The sequence below is a fragment of the Corynebacterium hansenii genome (assembly GCF_030408795.1).
GTDB classification, from domain to species: Bacteria; Actinomycetota; Actinomycetes; order Mycobacteriales; family Mycobacteriaceae; genus Corynebacterium; species Corynebacterium hansenii.
This window is the reverse complement of sequence record NZ_CP047211.1, coordinates 2,355,707-2,367,820: the sequence shown is the minus strand read 5'-3', so window position 1 is coordinate 2,367,820 and position 12,114 is coordinate 2,355,707. Positions and strand designations below refer to the sequence as shown.

Annotated in this window: 24 protein-coding genes; 21 read left to right on the top strand and 3 right to left on the bottom strand. The window is 68.0% G+C overall.

All coding sequences use genetic code 11. The annotated features are described in order from the left end of the window. Positions 1-13: 13 nt before the first annotated feature. Both CHAN_RS10455 and CHAN_RS10450 read right to left on the bottom strand, forming a co-directional pair. Entirely contained in the window at positions 14-424 is a 411-nt protein-coding gene (locus CHAN_RS10455) for an ImmA/IrrE family metallo-endopeptidase (RefSeq protein ID WP_290289542.1), read from the bottom strand. Further along, entirely contained in the window at positions 421-1,152 is a 732-nt protein-coding gene (locus CHAN_RS10450; protein WP_290289540.1) for a hypothetical protein, read from the bottom strand. The genes CHAN_RS10455 and CHAN_RS10450 overlap by 4 nt, the downstream gene beginning before the upstream one ends. A gap of 225 nt (positions 1,153-1,377) precedes the next feature. Between CHAN_RS10450 and CHAN_RS10445 the strand changes: the two genes are divergently transcribed. From CHAN_RS10445 to CHAN_RS10430, 4 genes are read left to right on the top strand one after another with little or no spacing between them, the layout of a single operon-like run. Beyond that, a complete protein-coding gene (locus CHAN_RS10445; protein ID WP_290289537.1) occupies positions 1,378-1,716 on the top strand; it encodes a hypothetical protein in 339 nt (112 codons plus the stop codon). Next, entirely contained in the window at positions 1,716-2,486 is a 771-nt protein-coding gene (locus tag CHAN_RS10440; protein WP_290289535.1) for a phage regulatory protein/antirepressor Ant, read from the top strand. Before CHAN_RS10445 ends, CHAN_RS10440 begins: the two co-directional genes overlap by 1 nt. Then, the gene (locus CHAN_RS10435; RefSeq protein WP_290289533.1) at positions 2,486-2,701 is read left to right on the top strand and encodes a hypothetical protein; all 216 of its coding nucleotides are present in this window, start codon (positions 2,486-2,488) and stop codon (positions 2,699-2,701) included. The genes CHAN_RS10440 and CHAN_RS10435 overlap by 1 nt, the downstream gene beginning before the upstream one ends. After that, positions 2,701-2,910, top strand: coding sequence for a hypothetical protein (locus tag CHAN_RS10430; RefSeq protein WP_290289532.1), 210 nt, complete (start codon positions 2,701-2,703; stop codon positions 2,908-2,910). Before CHAN_RS10435 ends, CHAN_RS10430 begins: the two co-directional genes overlap by 1 nt. Before the next feature lies 1 nt (position 2,911). Here CHAN_RS10430 and CHAN_RS10425 read toward each other — a convergent pair whose 3' ends face one another. Further along, a complete protein-coding gene (locus tag CHAN_RS10425) occupies positions 2,912-3,610 on the bottom strand; it encodes a hypothetical protein (protein ID WP_290289529.1) in 699 nt (232 codons plus the stop codon). A 404-nt stretch (positions 3,611-4,014) separates the two neighbouring features. Between CHAN_RS10425 and CHAN_RS10420 the strand changes: the two genes are divergently transcribed. The 17 genes from CHAN_RS10420 (at position 4,015) to CHAN_RS10340 (ending at position 11,595) form a co-directional block, all read left to right on the top strand. Continuing rightward, the gene (locus CHAN_RS10420) at positions 4,015-4,245 is read left to right on the top strand and encodes a helix-turn-helix domain-containing protein (protein ID WP_290289527.1); all 231 of its coding nucleotides are present in this window, start codon (positions 4,015-4,017) and stop codon (positions 4,243-4,245) included. After that, positions 4,245-4,556 carry a glutaredoxin family protein gene (locus CHAN_RS10415; protein ID WP_153251653.1) on the top strand — a complete coding sequence of 104 codons (312 nt, stop codon included), beginning with the start codon at positions 4,245-4,247 and terminating at the stop codon, positions 4,554-4,556. The genes CHAN_RS10420 and CHAN_RS10415 overlap by 1 nt, the downstream gene beginning before the upstream one ends. Next, positions 4,549-4,863 (top strand): hypothetical protein, encoded by a 315-nt coding sequence (locus tag CHAN_RS10410; protein WP_290289522.1) that lies wholly within the window; start codon positions 4,549-4,551, stop codon positions 4,861-4,863. Before CHAN_RS10415 ends, CHAN_RS10410 begins: the two co-directional genes overlap by 8 nt. Then, positions 4,860-5,186 carry a hypothetical protein gene (locus CHAN_RS10405; protein WP_290289520.1) on the top strand — a complete coding sequence of 109 codons (327 nt, stop codon included), beginning with the start codon at positions 4,860-4,862 and terminating at the stop codon, positions 5,184-5,186. Before CHAN_RS10410 ends, CHAN_RS10405 begins: the two co-directional genes overlap by 4 nt. Continuing rightward, positions 5,183-5,422 (top strand): hypothetical protein, encoded by a 240-nt coding sequence (locus CHAN_RS10400; RefSeq protein WP_048744729.1) that lies wholly within the window; start codon positions 5,183-5,185, stop codon positions 5,420-5,422. Before CHAN_RS10405 ends, CHAN_RS10400 begins: the two co-directional genes overlap by 4 nt. 115 nt (positions 5,423-5,537) lie before the next feature. Next, complete coding sequence (locus tag CHAN_RS10395) at positions 5,538-5,903, top strand: hypothetical protein (RefSeq protein WP_290289517.1); 366 nt, start codon at positions 5,538-5,540, stop codon at positions 5,901-5,903. Next, positions 5,900-6,058, top strand: coding sequence for a hypothetical protein (locus CHAN_RS10390; protein ID WP_153251655.1), 159 nt, complete (start codon positions 5,900-5,902; stop codon positions 6,056-6,058). The genes CHAN_RS10395 and CHAN_RS10390 overlap by 4 nt, the downstream gene beginning before the upstream one ends. Next, a complete protein-coding gene (locus tag CHAN_RS10385) occupies positions 6,055-6,903 on the top strand; it encodes a hypothetical protein (protein ID WP_048744737.1) in 849 nt (282 codons plus the stop codon). The genes CHAN_RS10390 and CHAN_RS10385 overlap by 4 nt, the downstream gene beginning before the upstream one ends. Next, positions 6,900-7,196, top strand: coding sequence for a hypothetical protein (locus CHAN_RS10380; RefSeq protein ID WP_290289511.1), 297 nt, complete (start codon positions 6,900-6,902; stop codon positions 7,194-7,196). The genes CHAN_RS10385 and CHAN_RS10380 overlap by 4 nt, the downstream gene beginning before the upstream one ends. Next, on the top strand, positions 7,196-7,525 hold the full coding sequence (locus CHAN_RS10375; RefSeq protein WP_290289509.1) for a hypothetical protein: 330 nt from the start codon (positions 7,196-7,198) through the stop codon (positions 7,523-7,525). The genes CHAN_RS10380 and CHAN_RS10375 overlap by 1 nt, the downstream gene beginning before the upstream one ends. Then, complete coding sequence (locus CHAN_RS10370) at positions 7,522-7,653, top strand: hypothetical protein (RefSeq protein WP_290289506.1); 132 nt, start codon at positions 7,522-7,524, stop codon at positions 7,651-7,653. Before CHAN_RS10375 ends, CHAN_RS10370 begins: the two co-directional genes overlap by 4 nt. Continuing rightward, positions 7,650-7,850 (top strand): hypothetical protein, encoded by a 201-nt coding sequence (locus CHAN_RS10365; RefSeq protein WP_290289505.1) that lies wholly within the window; start codon positions 7,650-7,652, stop codon positions 7,848-7,850. The genes CHAN_RS10370 and CHAN_RS10365 overlap by 4 nt, the downstream gene beginning before the upstream one ends. Further along, a complete protein-coding gene (locus CHAN_RS10360) occupies positions 7,843-8,427 on the top strand; it encodes a hypothetical protein (protein ID WP_290289502.1) in 585 nt (194 codons plus the stop codon). The genes CHAN_RS10365 and CHAN_RS10360 overlap by 8 nt, the downstream gene beginning before the upstream one ends. A gap of 214 nt (positions 8,428-8,641) precedes the next feature. Continuing rightward, positions 8,642-8,998: a hypothetical protein gene (locus CHAN_RS10355; protein ID WP_290289501.1), complete on the top strand. Its 357-nt coding sequence runs from the start codon at positions 8,642-8,644 to the stop codon at positions 8,996-8,998. After that, complete coding sequence (locus CHAN_RS10350; RefSeq protein WP_290289500.1) at positions 8,995-9,435, top strand: hypothetical protein; 441 nt, start codon at positions 8,995-8,997, stop codon at positions 9,433-9,435. Before CHAN_RS10355 ends, CHAN_RS10350 begins: the two co-directional genes overlap by 4 nt. Before the next feature lie 142 nt (positions 9,436-9,577). Further along, the gene (locus tag CHAN_RS10345; protein ID WP_290289498.1) at positions 9,578-10,930 is read left to right on the top strand and encodes a hypothetical protein; all 1,353 of its coding nucleotides are present in this window, start codon (positions 9,578-9,580) and stop codon (positions 10,928-10,930) included. After that, positions 10,930-11,595 carry a hypothetical protein gene (locus CHAN_RS10340; RefSeq protein WP_290289496.1) on the top strand — a complete coding sequence of 222 codons (666 nt, stop codon included), beginning with the start codon at positions 10,930-10,932 and terminating at the stop codon, positions 11,593-11,595. Before CHAN_RS10345 ends, CHAN_RS10340 begins: the two co-directional genes overlap by 1 nt. Positions 11,596-12,114: the final 519 nt, after the last annotated feature.

The following is a 12,114-nucleotide window of genomic DNA, read 5'->3' as shown; positions in this document are numbered from 1 at the left end:
CGGTGGTTTCCACTCATCCTCCAGTCCTTTCATGTTCTCCGCGCCACACGCGGATCAGGTGAGGGGTGACGTCGAGTGCGTGCGCGAGGCCGGCGATCGACGGCCCGTGGAGCTCTTCGGCCAGGGCGTACTCGACCGGCGAGATCAGAAGCAGCGCCGCAAACGCGTCGGCGCGGCGCTCTGCCCTGCTATCCAGCGAGTCGAACCCGCTGCGGACGTCGCGGTGGTGGGCGTGCCCGAGCTCGTGCGCCAGCACGCACCGGCGGGTAACGCGATCGAGCCCGTACCGCAGGATGATCTGCCGCCGCTCCGGCACCCACAAGCCGTGCGGCCATCCGTCATCGAGGGGCACTTCGTCGACGCGCAGCCCCATGCCGGCGGCCAGCTGATCGGGAACGTCGAGCAACGGTGTCCTCCTCGTCATGGCGTCGGGTTGTCTTCCTCCAACGGCTCGGTCTGCGGATGCGCCGCGTACCTCGTCGGATCGATGCCGGCCGTCGGATCGTCATCATCCACCACGTTCCGGATCGAACGGACCTCGCTGTTCGAATCGCGCCGTGCGGCGAGCTCATCGCTTGCGGATTCCTGCTCATCGATCAGCTTCTCGACGTCGATGCCCCGTGCCTTCAGTCGCTCAACGATCTCCCACGCCAGCCGCGCTCGCTCCTCGACGGGTAGGTGCGGGGTCAGCTTGTCGAGGAGAATGGAACCGGCGGTGTCGGAGGCCCGCTTGAACGTGGACACAATGTCCTTGGGCACTCCCGCGGCGGTGACGGCGTCGAGCATCGATGGCCAGATGATGCCGCTGAGATCGATGGATGCAAGCGGACTTCCGATCGTGTCCACACCGCGTTCCAACCCTGCAGTTTCGGAATCTCCAACCAACGACGCGCCGGGCGCGCCGCGACCCCTGGGAAGAGGCCCGGCCGGGCCACTCAGAACACTGCCGCTATGCGACAGTCCGGGCCTCGCCAACTCGACAGGCTCACCGCCTTCCTCGTAAACGCGCCGGGCGCTGCCGGGTTCCCACTCGAGCGCGACATCGAGTTTGGCCAGCGTTTTCGCTGAGACGCTTTTCGCGTTACCGCGTTCGAGGCCGGTCATGACGCTGTTCGACGGTCCGCCGGCCTTCCAGACGTCGATCTGGCTCATCCGAAGCCCCTCGCGGCGGCGAAGAACATGGATTCCCAAGCGTTCCACAGATCGTGTCATGCCTTCAGTGTGCCGGAAAAGTTGAGCAAACCAAAGGGCGGAACGGCGAACAACAACGCTGTGAGCTGCGCAGACCTTGAAAATCAAGCTTGTGTTTCTGCATTTCATCGACAGATATCCAAGCTTGGGCTTGACAACGCTTTGGATTGCGGTAGGTTTGCAAGCATGGAAACCAAGGAACCCAAGGGTCTCGTGCAAGAGTCCTTCGAAGATCGACTTCGGAATGATCGGGTCCCGATGCTCTCGATCCGGAGCCTCAGACTGGCAATCGGCATCACCATCGACGAGCTGCGCGCCCGCATCTTCGAAATGACTGGGCACCAGTACGGCCGCGGGACTATCTCGGCCGTCGAACTCGGCCACCGCGGAGCCAGCGTAGAGCTGCTCGGACATCTCGAGCGCGCCTACGGGCTCGAGGCTGGATCGCTTGAAACCGCTTATCCGCCCAAGCGGCAAAAGGCTGTCGCGCCGGGCGTCGCGAAGCGGGAAGCGGGGGCCGCGTGATGAACGACCTCGTCCAGACCAACGCCAACGGCATCCCGACGACGACCAGCGAGGTAATCGCGGCTGGGACCGGGCTGCAGCACGCCAGCGTGATCAAGCTGATCCGCACCAACCTCACCGACTTCGAGGACTTCGGAAGGGTCGGATTTGAAATCCGACCCTTCGAAACGGCGGGAGGAACGCAGAGTCGAGAAGTCGCCGTCCTCAACCGCGAGCACGCGATGTTCGCGATGACGTTGTTCCGCAACAACGCCGTCGTCATCGAATTCAAGAAGGCCCTCATCCGCGCGTTCACCGAGATGGAGAAGCGCCTCGCCGCGCCGCCCATCGACGGCGCGTCGATCACGCGGATGGAGCTCATCCAGATCGCGATGAACGCCGAGACCGAGCGGCTCCAGCTCGAGGCGAAGAACAAGGAGCTCGAGCCGAAAGCCGAGGCATACGACTCCTTCCTCGACGCCACCGGCAAGTACTCGGTGGGCAACGTCGGAAAGATGCTCGGAATCGGCCAGAACCGGCTGTTCCGCGAGTTGCGCAACCGAGGCGTGTTCATTGCGTCCGGCAGCAAGCGCAACACTCCATATCAGAAGTACATGCACCACTTCGAGGTTATCCCGCACGAGTTCGAGAAGAAGAACGGCGACGTTGGCTGCTCGTACACGACGTACGTGCAGCCGTCGGGAATCAACTTCATCCGCAAGAAGCTCGGATTCGAGCGAATCGATCCTCCGCTGCCTGGCGTCGACAAGCGGAAAGCGGGGGCCGCGTGATGGAAGACGCACGTATCTGGCTGACCACGCAGATCCGCCGCCGCGCTGCCGCCGTCCTCGGCGACGACTGGGCCGACCGCTGCTACGTCGAGACCGTCGCCGACGAGATGCTCGCCGACGGCATCACCGACATCAATCAGCTCGACGCGGCGGACGCTGACGAGTGGATCGTCCGCGGCTCCCTCGGGCCGACCACCGACGATGAGGTGGCGTGATGAGCGGCATCAAGCCAGGCGACGTCGCCATGAACGGTCGCCGCTACGCACCCGAGGGGCTTCCGCTCCTGGAGTACTTCACCGCCTACCGCGTGCTCGTCCGGATCCGCGAACAGGTCCTGTCGGGCCGGCCGTCAGGCCGCGTCATCAACGAGGCAATGGACGAGCTGCTCGACCTCGCCGGCAGGGGAGGGCGGGGCGATGGGTAGGTCAGCTTCCCATCCCCGGAGGCAACGCTGCGTTTACCGCCGCGATGCCGATCTGCTTGCTTGCAGCACCAGCCACGCCCCCAACGAAAACGTCGCCGAACCAGCCCTTGAATTTCGCCCAGAAGGTTTCGCCTTCCGGGTCGGCTTCCGTGAGCAGCACGATGATGCTTCGCAGCTCGATCAAGGCCTTCTGCAGATCAAACTCGCCCCGGAGCGCAAAGTCGTCCAGGCACAACTGGAGGTGCGCAATGACGTAAGTCAGGTGGCGATTCAGGTCGTGTGGAACGTGTTCGGCCCGGTCTCGTTGAGTCTGGCGAACCTCGTCCAGCCTGGCGTTCATTTGCTCGACGCCTTCGGACGTGATCTTCGGTTGCGTCATCCGCAACATTGTGCCGAGCATCGCCAGCATTCGAAGCGATTGAGGATCGATGCTGCTGTTCGCGGTGTTCCACCCGTTGGGATATGCGAAGACAGCTCTGCACCAATTCGGGAACTCTTTCTTCCACTCGGACACGTCGAGCTCGCCGGTTGTCGCGTACTCGTCGAGAAGCGTCTCGATCGCGCCCAAAAGTTCGACAGCCGTGCGGTGAGAACGCCACTGAGGGTCTTTAGCCAGCTCCCTGCCGACGGCCGTCGTCTTCGAGTTGTCATGGTTCCACGCCGTGAGTTGAGCGTGAAGAAGTTCTGCCGGATTCGCCATGTTCCCAGCATACCGGCAGGTCATGACGCGAAGACGCCCCGCTTCGGCGGTGGCGCGGCCCGACTGGCCGACACCGGGGTTCGAGTCCCCGGCGGGCACCGGGACCCGGGGTTGCTTCCCCCGCGGCGTCGGCTGCCGGTCCCACCCCGGGGCCACCGATGCACACCCGGGCCCCATCTAGCCGGTGCGTCAACGCGGTCTTTCTTGTTCTTCGCCGTAAAGCCCGCCCCATGGCCTGCGCGTTTCCGGCGCTCTCCTCAGGCCGGCAGGGCTGCGCACCACCAATCCACCCATACGAAAAAACGGCCCGCACCTGCTGCAACAGGTATCGCGGACCGTCCAGTTCGAAAGGAACTGACATGCATCCTACCCGATCTCGATCCAATCCCCGAGGGGTGTTGACGATGGCCGATCACGTCACTCAGCCCGTCACCGGCCGCCGGACCGTATCCGTCGCCGAATTCGCGTCGATTTTCGACATCGACGTCCAGCGGGTCTACCGCTGGTGCCAGTGCGGCCGGCTCCGCACGATGCCGAAGCGCGCGGGCTCCCGCGAGCACTGGAAGATCCTCGCGGCCGAGGTCGACCGCGTCATGGTTGAGGGTTTCCCCGTCGACCCGAGGCAGGTGGCCTGATGGGACTCCGTCAAGACCTGCGGGGCATTCGCCCGCCGACGGCCGAGCCGATGTCCGTCGTGATGTGGACGGCGCCGAACTGTCCGCAGTGCCGCCGCACCCAGGCCATGCTCACCCGGCACGACGTTCCGGTCACCGTGAAGGCGCTCGACGACAGCATTCTCGCCTTCGCCGAGGAGGCCGGATTCCGCGAGGCGCCTGTCGTCCTTGGCGTCCGCCCGGATGGCACATCCGAGTGGTGGTCCGGCATGGATTTCGAGCGCATTGCCGAGTTCGTCGGCCTGGCCCGGAAGGCGGCCAACAATGCCTGATCTTCCGCACTGGGTCTCCGTCGACTTCGACGCCGAGCACGAGCTCGCCGAAGCGCTTTTCCCGAATCGCTACCGCGGCGCGTACCGCGCGGTGTGGGATGCCCGCGACCGCATCGCCACCGTCGGCCGGCTGCTTTCCGTCTCCGCCGGCGTGATGGCCGTCCACGCGCTGGTGCAGACCGCCGTGACCGCGTCCGAGACGCTCAACGCTGTGCCTCTGCTCTGGGGCGTCGGCGTTGTGGGTTGGACGTGGGCGGCCCGCGAGCTGTGGTGCACCGCCCGCCGGATCGAAGAGGTCGTGCCATGACGACCCAGCTCCTCGCGCGACTGCGGTATCCGGCCGCCGGCGGCCGCCTGGTGATGGTGACGTGGGTCGACCCCGCCGCCGAGCCCCGCCGCGTCGACGCCCTTCACCTCGGCGACGTCTGCGACGTCATGCCGCGCGCGTTCGTGATTCCCCGCCGGGCCACTCTGCCGCGGCCCCCGCAGGTTGGCATGGGCCGCTTCGTGCCCCTGGCGGACCTACGCACCTGGATTGATGACCAGCCTGACCAGAAAACCCGCGCCGCCCTGGCGAACTTCATCGCTTGGGCCGACGCCATTGACCACGATTCGGAGTCCACACGATGACCACCCACCGTTCGTCCCGCCGCGCCGAAGACGGCCCCGTCACCCCGACGTGGTTGTCGACGGCCCGGATGCTCTACGCCGACCGGGTGCCGCGCACCTACGGCCCCCGCCCGCGTCCGCGGCATCGCCGGCGCCGCCGCATCACGGGCGACGCCACCGTCGTGGCCATCGTCACCGGTGTGATCGTCGCCGTGCTGGCCATCGCGTGGCTGGTGCTGCTGGCGGTGGTCGCGTGACCATCCTGACGACTCGCCGTCGTGCCGAGGCGCCGCGGAGGCCGAGCATTCGTGCGTGTGCGTGGATCGCCGTCCGCGAGACCGTGGGGCTGCTGGTTCCGAGGCGGTGGCGCTGATGGCACCCCGCGGCCCGGACGAGGCGTACTGCCGCGATTGCGGCGACCCGATCATGTGGCGCGAAACCACGACGGGAAAACGCCTTGCGCTCGATGCGTCGTGTGATCCGGCGGGCGTGGTCCGTCTGGTCGCCGGCCGCGCCGAGGTACTGGGCCGCCATGACGCCGAGGAGCGGCGCGCCGCCGGCGAGCTGCTCTTCCGCCCGCACGTGGTCTCCTGCGTCGCCCGCCGCCCGCACAGTGGCGTCGGCATGCCGCCGGAGCACCGCGAGCGCATCCGCCGCCGGCGGGACCCGGCGGAGCGCATCCGCCTGGAGATGGCCAAGCGCGGCTCGCGCCGTCGGCATCGGGGGAGGGGCGAATGACCGCTGAGGACGACGACCGAGAGGCGTGGCGGTGGTGGGAGTCCCTGCCGCCGGGGCGCCGCGCGGGTATCCACCGCTGGATCGAATCGAAGAAGCACGAACCCGACGAAATCCCTGGCCAGCTGGCCATTGAAATGAAGGAGGCGCAACAATGAGCGCTGTTGAAGAGCCAAAGTCCGCGATCTCACGGATCCAGGCGCAGGCCCCGGCCGAGCAGCTGGCCCGCGCCCTGATGTCGGTGGCGCATATCGCCGACGCCCGCGATGAATCGGCGACGTTCGACACGGTGCGCATCGAGGTGTCCGACACCGGCGCGATGGTGGTCACCGCCCGCAATCCGCAGACGATGGCGGCGTGCATCGTTCCCGAGGCCGATGCGATCTCGGCCGGCGCGGTGGAGATCACCCCGGCCACGGCCCGCGAGTTGGCGAAGATCTGCCGTCACAAGGTGTCGAAGGACAACCCGGTCGAGGCACTTCTGACGCACACGGCTGATGCGCTGGAGCTCGAGCTGCTCTATGGGCTGCCGATCTGCACGCACCGCACCCGCCGCCCGGCCCTGTCCTGGCGGCAGAAGGAGGGCGCTGTGTTCGCGGCGATCCGCGAGGTCGCCGTGGAGGTCGAAGAGATGCACGACGCGGCGATGGCCGCCGCCGATGGTTACGGCGATGAAGCCGGCCCTGGTTTCGCGGATACCGCCGTGGAGATGACGCCGACGCAGGCCTCCGAGCTGATGAAAGCCGCGGCGTCGCTGGGCGAGGTGCTTCGCCTCGAGGCCACGGAGATCGGGGGCCGGTTCTTCGCGCGTGCCGGCGACTTCGCCGCCGTGTGGGTGTGCCGCCGCGACGACGCCGACGAAAACGACGGCGAGGACGACGGGGACGGCACGCCGCCGGGCCCGATCGTCGACGGAGCCACCGGCGACGTCGAGAGCCATGGCCAGGAATCGAGCCCAGCCCTGCGGGTCGTGAGTGCCAAGCCGATCGGGGGCCTGTCGTGACCCCGCAGGAAGCCGATGACGCCCTGGCCCGAATGGACCAGTGGCAGGGCATGAGCAACGACGAGGCCCACGACCTGCTGCGCACCGTGCTCGAGGACCAGGCGCAGATGCGCGCGGAGTACGGCGTGGCCTACGGCGAGCAGGGCCGGCCCCTGTGGGAGCCGTGGACGTGGCACGAAACCATCGCCGCCGCCCAGCGCGAGGCCACCCGCGTCATGGAGGACGCCGACGTCGTGCAGATCGTCCGGCGTCTGGTGTCCCCGTCCATCCCGGTCGAGGACGGTGCGGAGTGATGATCACCAACTACGCCATCACGCCGTGGGCGATGCTCGTCGCCGCCGGCCTGACCCCCGAGGACGCGGACTGGTCGATCATGCAGCTGCCGATCATCGGCTACCGCGACATTCCGGCCGCCGCCACCGTCCTCGCCCGCACCGCGCAGAACGGGCAGATCGCGGAGGCCGACCTGATGTGGCTCCGCATGGCCCAGGGTGTGCGCCGCTCACCGGCCCGCGCCCCGCTCGATGAGCTTCAGCCGGGCGCATCCGTAGCCGAGGTGCGCGCAGCACTGGACGAAGCGGAGCAGATCCGCCTCGCCGAGTGGGGAGTGGTGCAGCGATGACCGAGAAGAGCACCCGCATCGATGTCTACGGCTTCGTCTGGCGCCGCCGGGAAGACGGCCTGTGGGAGTCCGCCGTAGGCACTGTCCGCCCGGATCCTCGATTTACCTGGGACGGCGATACCCAATGAGCCGAGACCCAGATGCCCAGATGATCGCCGGCGTGATCGTCGGCTCCGAGACCCGCACCATCACTGAGCGTGGCCGCGCCGGCGCATACCGGCGCGTCTACGCCACGGTCCTGAACGTAGAAATCGACACCCGAGACCTCGCCCGCGTAGACCTCTCCCGCCCGGTGACCATCCACCAGGAGGCAGACAATGCTTGACCAGCTGTCGCTGTTCGACGACCCGAAAGAAGCCCCGACCTGGCACCAGATGCCCCAGACCTGCCCCATCTGCGGAATGACCGAGCGCGCAGGCTTCCTGCTGCAGTCCAACCACGGATTCGGCGAAGACGGCACCATCGCGGGATTCCCCTTCCGCGAGCACCCCATCTACGGCGAGAAGTGCTCGAAGCAGTACTACCGCGCGGGCCACTACATCCGCGCCGTGCAAACCGGCGAGGACACCACCAAGTACGAGGAAAGGTGCCGGGAAGCCGGCCTCGACCCTGCCGCGGTTCTGGAAGAGGCCCGCGACCGCTATCGGACCTACGACGGAGTGCGAATCGCGCCGGGCAACACGGTGATGGTCGTCAAGAACTGGCAGCCGAAGCGCGGCGCTCCGCACATCGTCTACGTGGACATGGGCGACGAGACCCCTGAGCAGTGCTTCGAGGACTTCGCCGCGAACCGAACAGGCCTGGAAACTACGACGATTACTCGCGCAACAACCTGGTACATCGTCCACCACCCCGACGTTTCGGGCCCCTACCAGTACGTCAGCTGGGAGATCGTGCCATGACTGCACTCGTCCTTGATGCTGCCGCCGGCGCGAATCAGATCCTCGGGGTTCTGCGCCGCCTGCGGGCCCGCAAGCGCGACGCCCTCATCAGGGCAGGTGACGCGGCATGACTCGTCATCCACGAATGTCCCCGGAGGCTGCGATGGCCGCGGCACCGTGCCGCACATCTCCGGAAGCCTGGGACTCCCAGCACGAGGGCGAGGACCATCGCGTGGTGGCACGCCGCCACCGCACCGCGATCCTCCGCTGCCGCCGCTGTCCCGCTCTCGACGCCTGCACGCGGTACCTGCAGGACAAGGAAGCGGATGGCGAACCGCTCGACGGCATCGTCGCCGGCCGCCGCTGGCGCCGCCTGCGCGTCACCACACCGGAGGTCCCCTCGTGTCGGGACTGCGGCATCGCCATGACGCTGAGCCACGCCCCGCTCCATGAGCGACTCGCAGACGACGGCACACTGCTCGCCCGCCACGCGGGTCGCGGCCTGTGCCAGTCCTGCAGTGCCCGGCACAAGCGGGCCGGCACCATCGGCCAGTTCCCGACGCTGCGCCGCAGGAAGCGAGACGCATCATGAGCGCGCCGCAGATGGAGCTCATCCCGCGGACGCTCATCTCGCCAGCGCCCGCCGTCGACTGCGGAGAGCAAGTCCCCGCCGACGACGGCAAGGGCTTCCGCAAGCCCGACTACTCCGCCAGCTTGAGCACCAGGCATCTGCACGACCCGCGATGGTGGGGCCGGTTGATCTGGTGCCGCCCCGAGACACAGGCAGCGCCTACCGCCGTGCAGTGGCGCCGCCTGGTCCGAGCCTACTCGGTACCCCGGAATCCAGACTGGCCGGCTGGCGGCTCCGATGGCTGGACGGAGCGCCGCATCGTCGTCGAAGACCCAGACGGCACCGAGCACGTCTGCTCCGTCGCCCAGTCCTGCGCGATCGCCGCAACGCGCCGCGAGTGGGAGTCCGGCTCAATCCCGCTGCCCGAGATCCCCGACTACCGGGCCCTCGACGAATAGGAGACCACCATGCGATGCCGCGACCCCTAGACCACGCCCCACCGATGATGACCGCGCTTGATGACCAGCAGATGGAGACCACAATGCCGCCGCACGCAGACCGACACCACGTCGGGCAGCCCCGTTCCGGGAGTGATGCCTGATGCCATGGGTCAAGTCCAGCGACGACGCGCTCACCAACCCCCGCCTGCTGTCCATCGCCGCGCGCCGAGATATCCACCCCGTCTACGCCCCGGCCGCCTACGGCTTCTACATGGGCCTGGTCACCCTCACCGCCGGCCACCTCACCGACGGCGTCGTCGGATTCGGCGAGGCCATCATGGCCGCCTTCGGCGACCGCGCCACCGCATCCCACCTCATCGGCATCTGCGAACGCGCCGGGCTGATGACGAGGATCGACCAAGGTGGCGACGTCGAGCAGTGGAAGCTGCTCAAGGACGTGGAGTTCGTGGATTTCAAGGAGGCATGGCAGGTCGAGAACGACCGTCAGCGCAAGCGCGACAACCGCGACGAGGAACTCATCGCGCACGTCCGGCACCGCGACGGCGATTGCTGCCGATGGTGCGGCGTCTCCGTCGAGTGGGCCGACCGCCGAGGCAACCGTGGCGCGACCTACGACCACCTGCGCCGGGGCGATGATCTCGGCCCGGACGACATGGTCGTGGCGTGCCGCAGCTGCAACTCGAAGCGTAACGATGGCGACGCCAACGGATCGGCCGGGCTGTGGTTGCTGCCCGCCCCGAACCGCCCCCGATACACCGACAGCACCCGCGCCTTCTGGGCGCGCAAGGGATGGGCCGAGATGTTCGGCCTGTCCCTGGACGAAGACCCGCGCCAGGAGCAGCTGCCCCTCGCGCACCCGAGACCCGGCAACCAGCCGGGCAACCCGGAGCGACCCGGCAACCAGTCGGATACCGCTATTCAACCGCGACCCGGCAGCCAGCCGGCGAACGCAGAGCAGCCGCACCCGGCTAGCGACCTCGCCTCCAGCGGGAGCACGCACATGCCGGGTGCCCACCACCAGGGCAGCGACCTCGCCTCCAGCGGGAGCACGAAGCCCACCACCGAATGGGACGACGACGTCGCCGCCATTCCCGAATGGGCTAGCGACCCCGCCGCCAGCGGGAGCACGCATATGCAGCATCGACCCGGCAGCCAGCCGGCGCACGAGCACTCCGACCGTATCCACCCCAGGGCTAGCGACCTCGCCGCCAGCGGGAGCACGCACAAGCCCACCGATGCACAGCTGCCGCGGCCTGCCCCACCGCCGCCGGCGGCCGCGGCGCCGGATGATCCGCCGCCGCCTCCGGATCTAGATCTGGGATCTATCCCGGATCTAGATCGCAGGGCTGACAGATCTGGACTGTCCGGGACGGGCCGGGTCGGGTCGGGTGGGGCTGGGCCTGTGGAGGGCCGGGCAGAGCCTGGCCGCCGCATGCCCTCTTCCCGGAAGAAGACCAGGGGTTCGAGATCGAGAAGGAAGCGCAGGCGCTGATGGAGAACTACTTGACTGAAGTCGAGCAGGACATGCTGGGCCGTGACCTGCACACGCTGGAGGTCCTGGGCCCGTTGCTCGCCGACATGCTGGAGCCGACGACTCCCTCTTCCGGGACGAACGCTGGCCGCCCTGCCAAGCGCCCGGGCTCCCGCCCGCCGGCGGTACTGCGGGTGATGCAGGTGCGCATGGACGTCGGCGTGCGCATGGCCCGGTGGTGCATGCGCCTGGCCAGCACTGCCGGGGTTGGCGCGCCGGGCGGCAACGAGATGCACGTGGTGGCCGCGCACCTGCATGCGCAGCTCCCGGTCATCAGCGAGATGCCGTGGGCTCGTGAGCTCGCCGGACATATCGCCCAGTCCGCCCGCGAGGTGGCCGACCTGGTTGACCCGCCGGCTCCGGCCGCTGCACCGGATGCGCCACCACGCACACCCGTCGCCGAGCAGTGGGGCACGGAGCTGGAGATGGCCAGGGCCTGTGAAGTGTTGGGCGTCCGCGTGTCCCGCCGCAGCATCAGGAGATGGGGAGAGCAGGGCGCCATCGGCGTACGGCACGACGATGACGGCGGCCGCAAGTACCGGCTTGCCGAGGTCGTTGAATGGGCGCGCGGCATGGACGAGCGGACTGCGGCGACGCGCGCGACCGATCATGGTGCAGCGCTGTGACCAGCGGTGCCCACGTTGTGTGGTACGCTGCGCTTGATCGTCGCGGCTGCCCGGATACGGGAGGCACGCGGCGTTTGTCGTTGCACCACCCTTCACTGGGATCGGGGCGCTGATGGCCCGAGCGAGGACCGTCTGCTCGGAGCCCGGGTGCCCGGAGCTTGCGGTGTCCTTCGGGCGCTGCCGCCGGCACCTTGCCGAGTACGAACGCTGGCAACGGGCAACCGTGCCGACCAAGCGCACCCGCGATTGGGCGGAGCGCAAGCGCCGCGCCGCGACCGTCCGGGCATGGGTATCCGTCAACGGGTGGTGGTGCCCCGGTTTCGGCCGGGCGCCGCACGCGGTTTCCGAAGGAGACCTCACCGCTGAGCACTCGCACGCGGTGGCCGACACCGGGGAAGGTGCCGGCCCGCTGACGGTACTGTGCCGGTCGTGCAACTCCCGCCACGGGCAGGCCACCGGACAGAGGTACCGAACGTGAAGCCCGGGTGAGTAGCGCAGCCGCAGCCCCAGGCCCCAGGG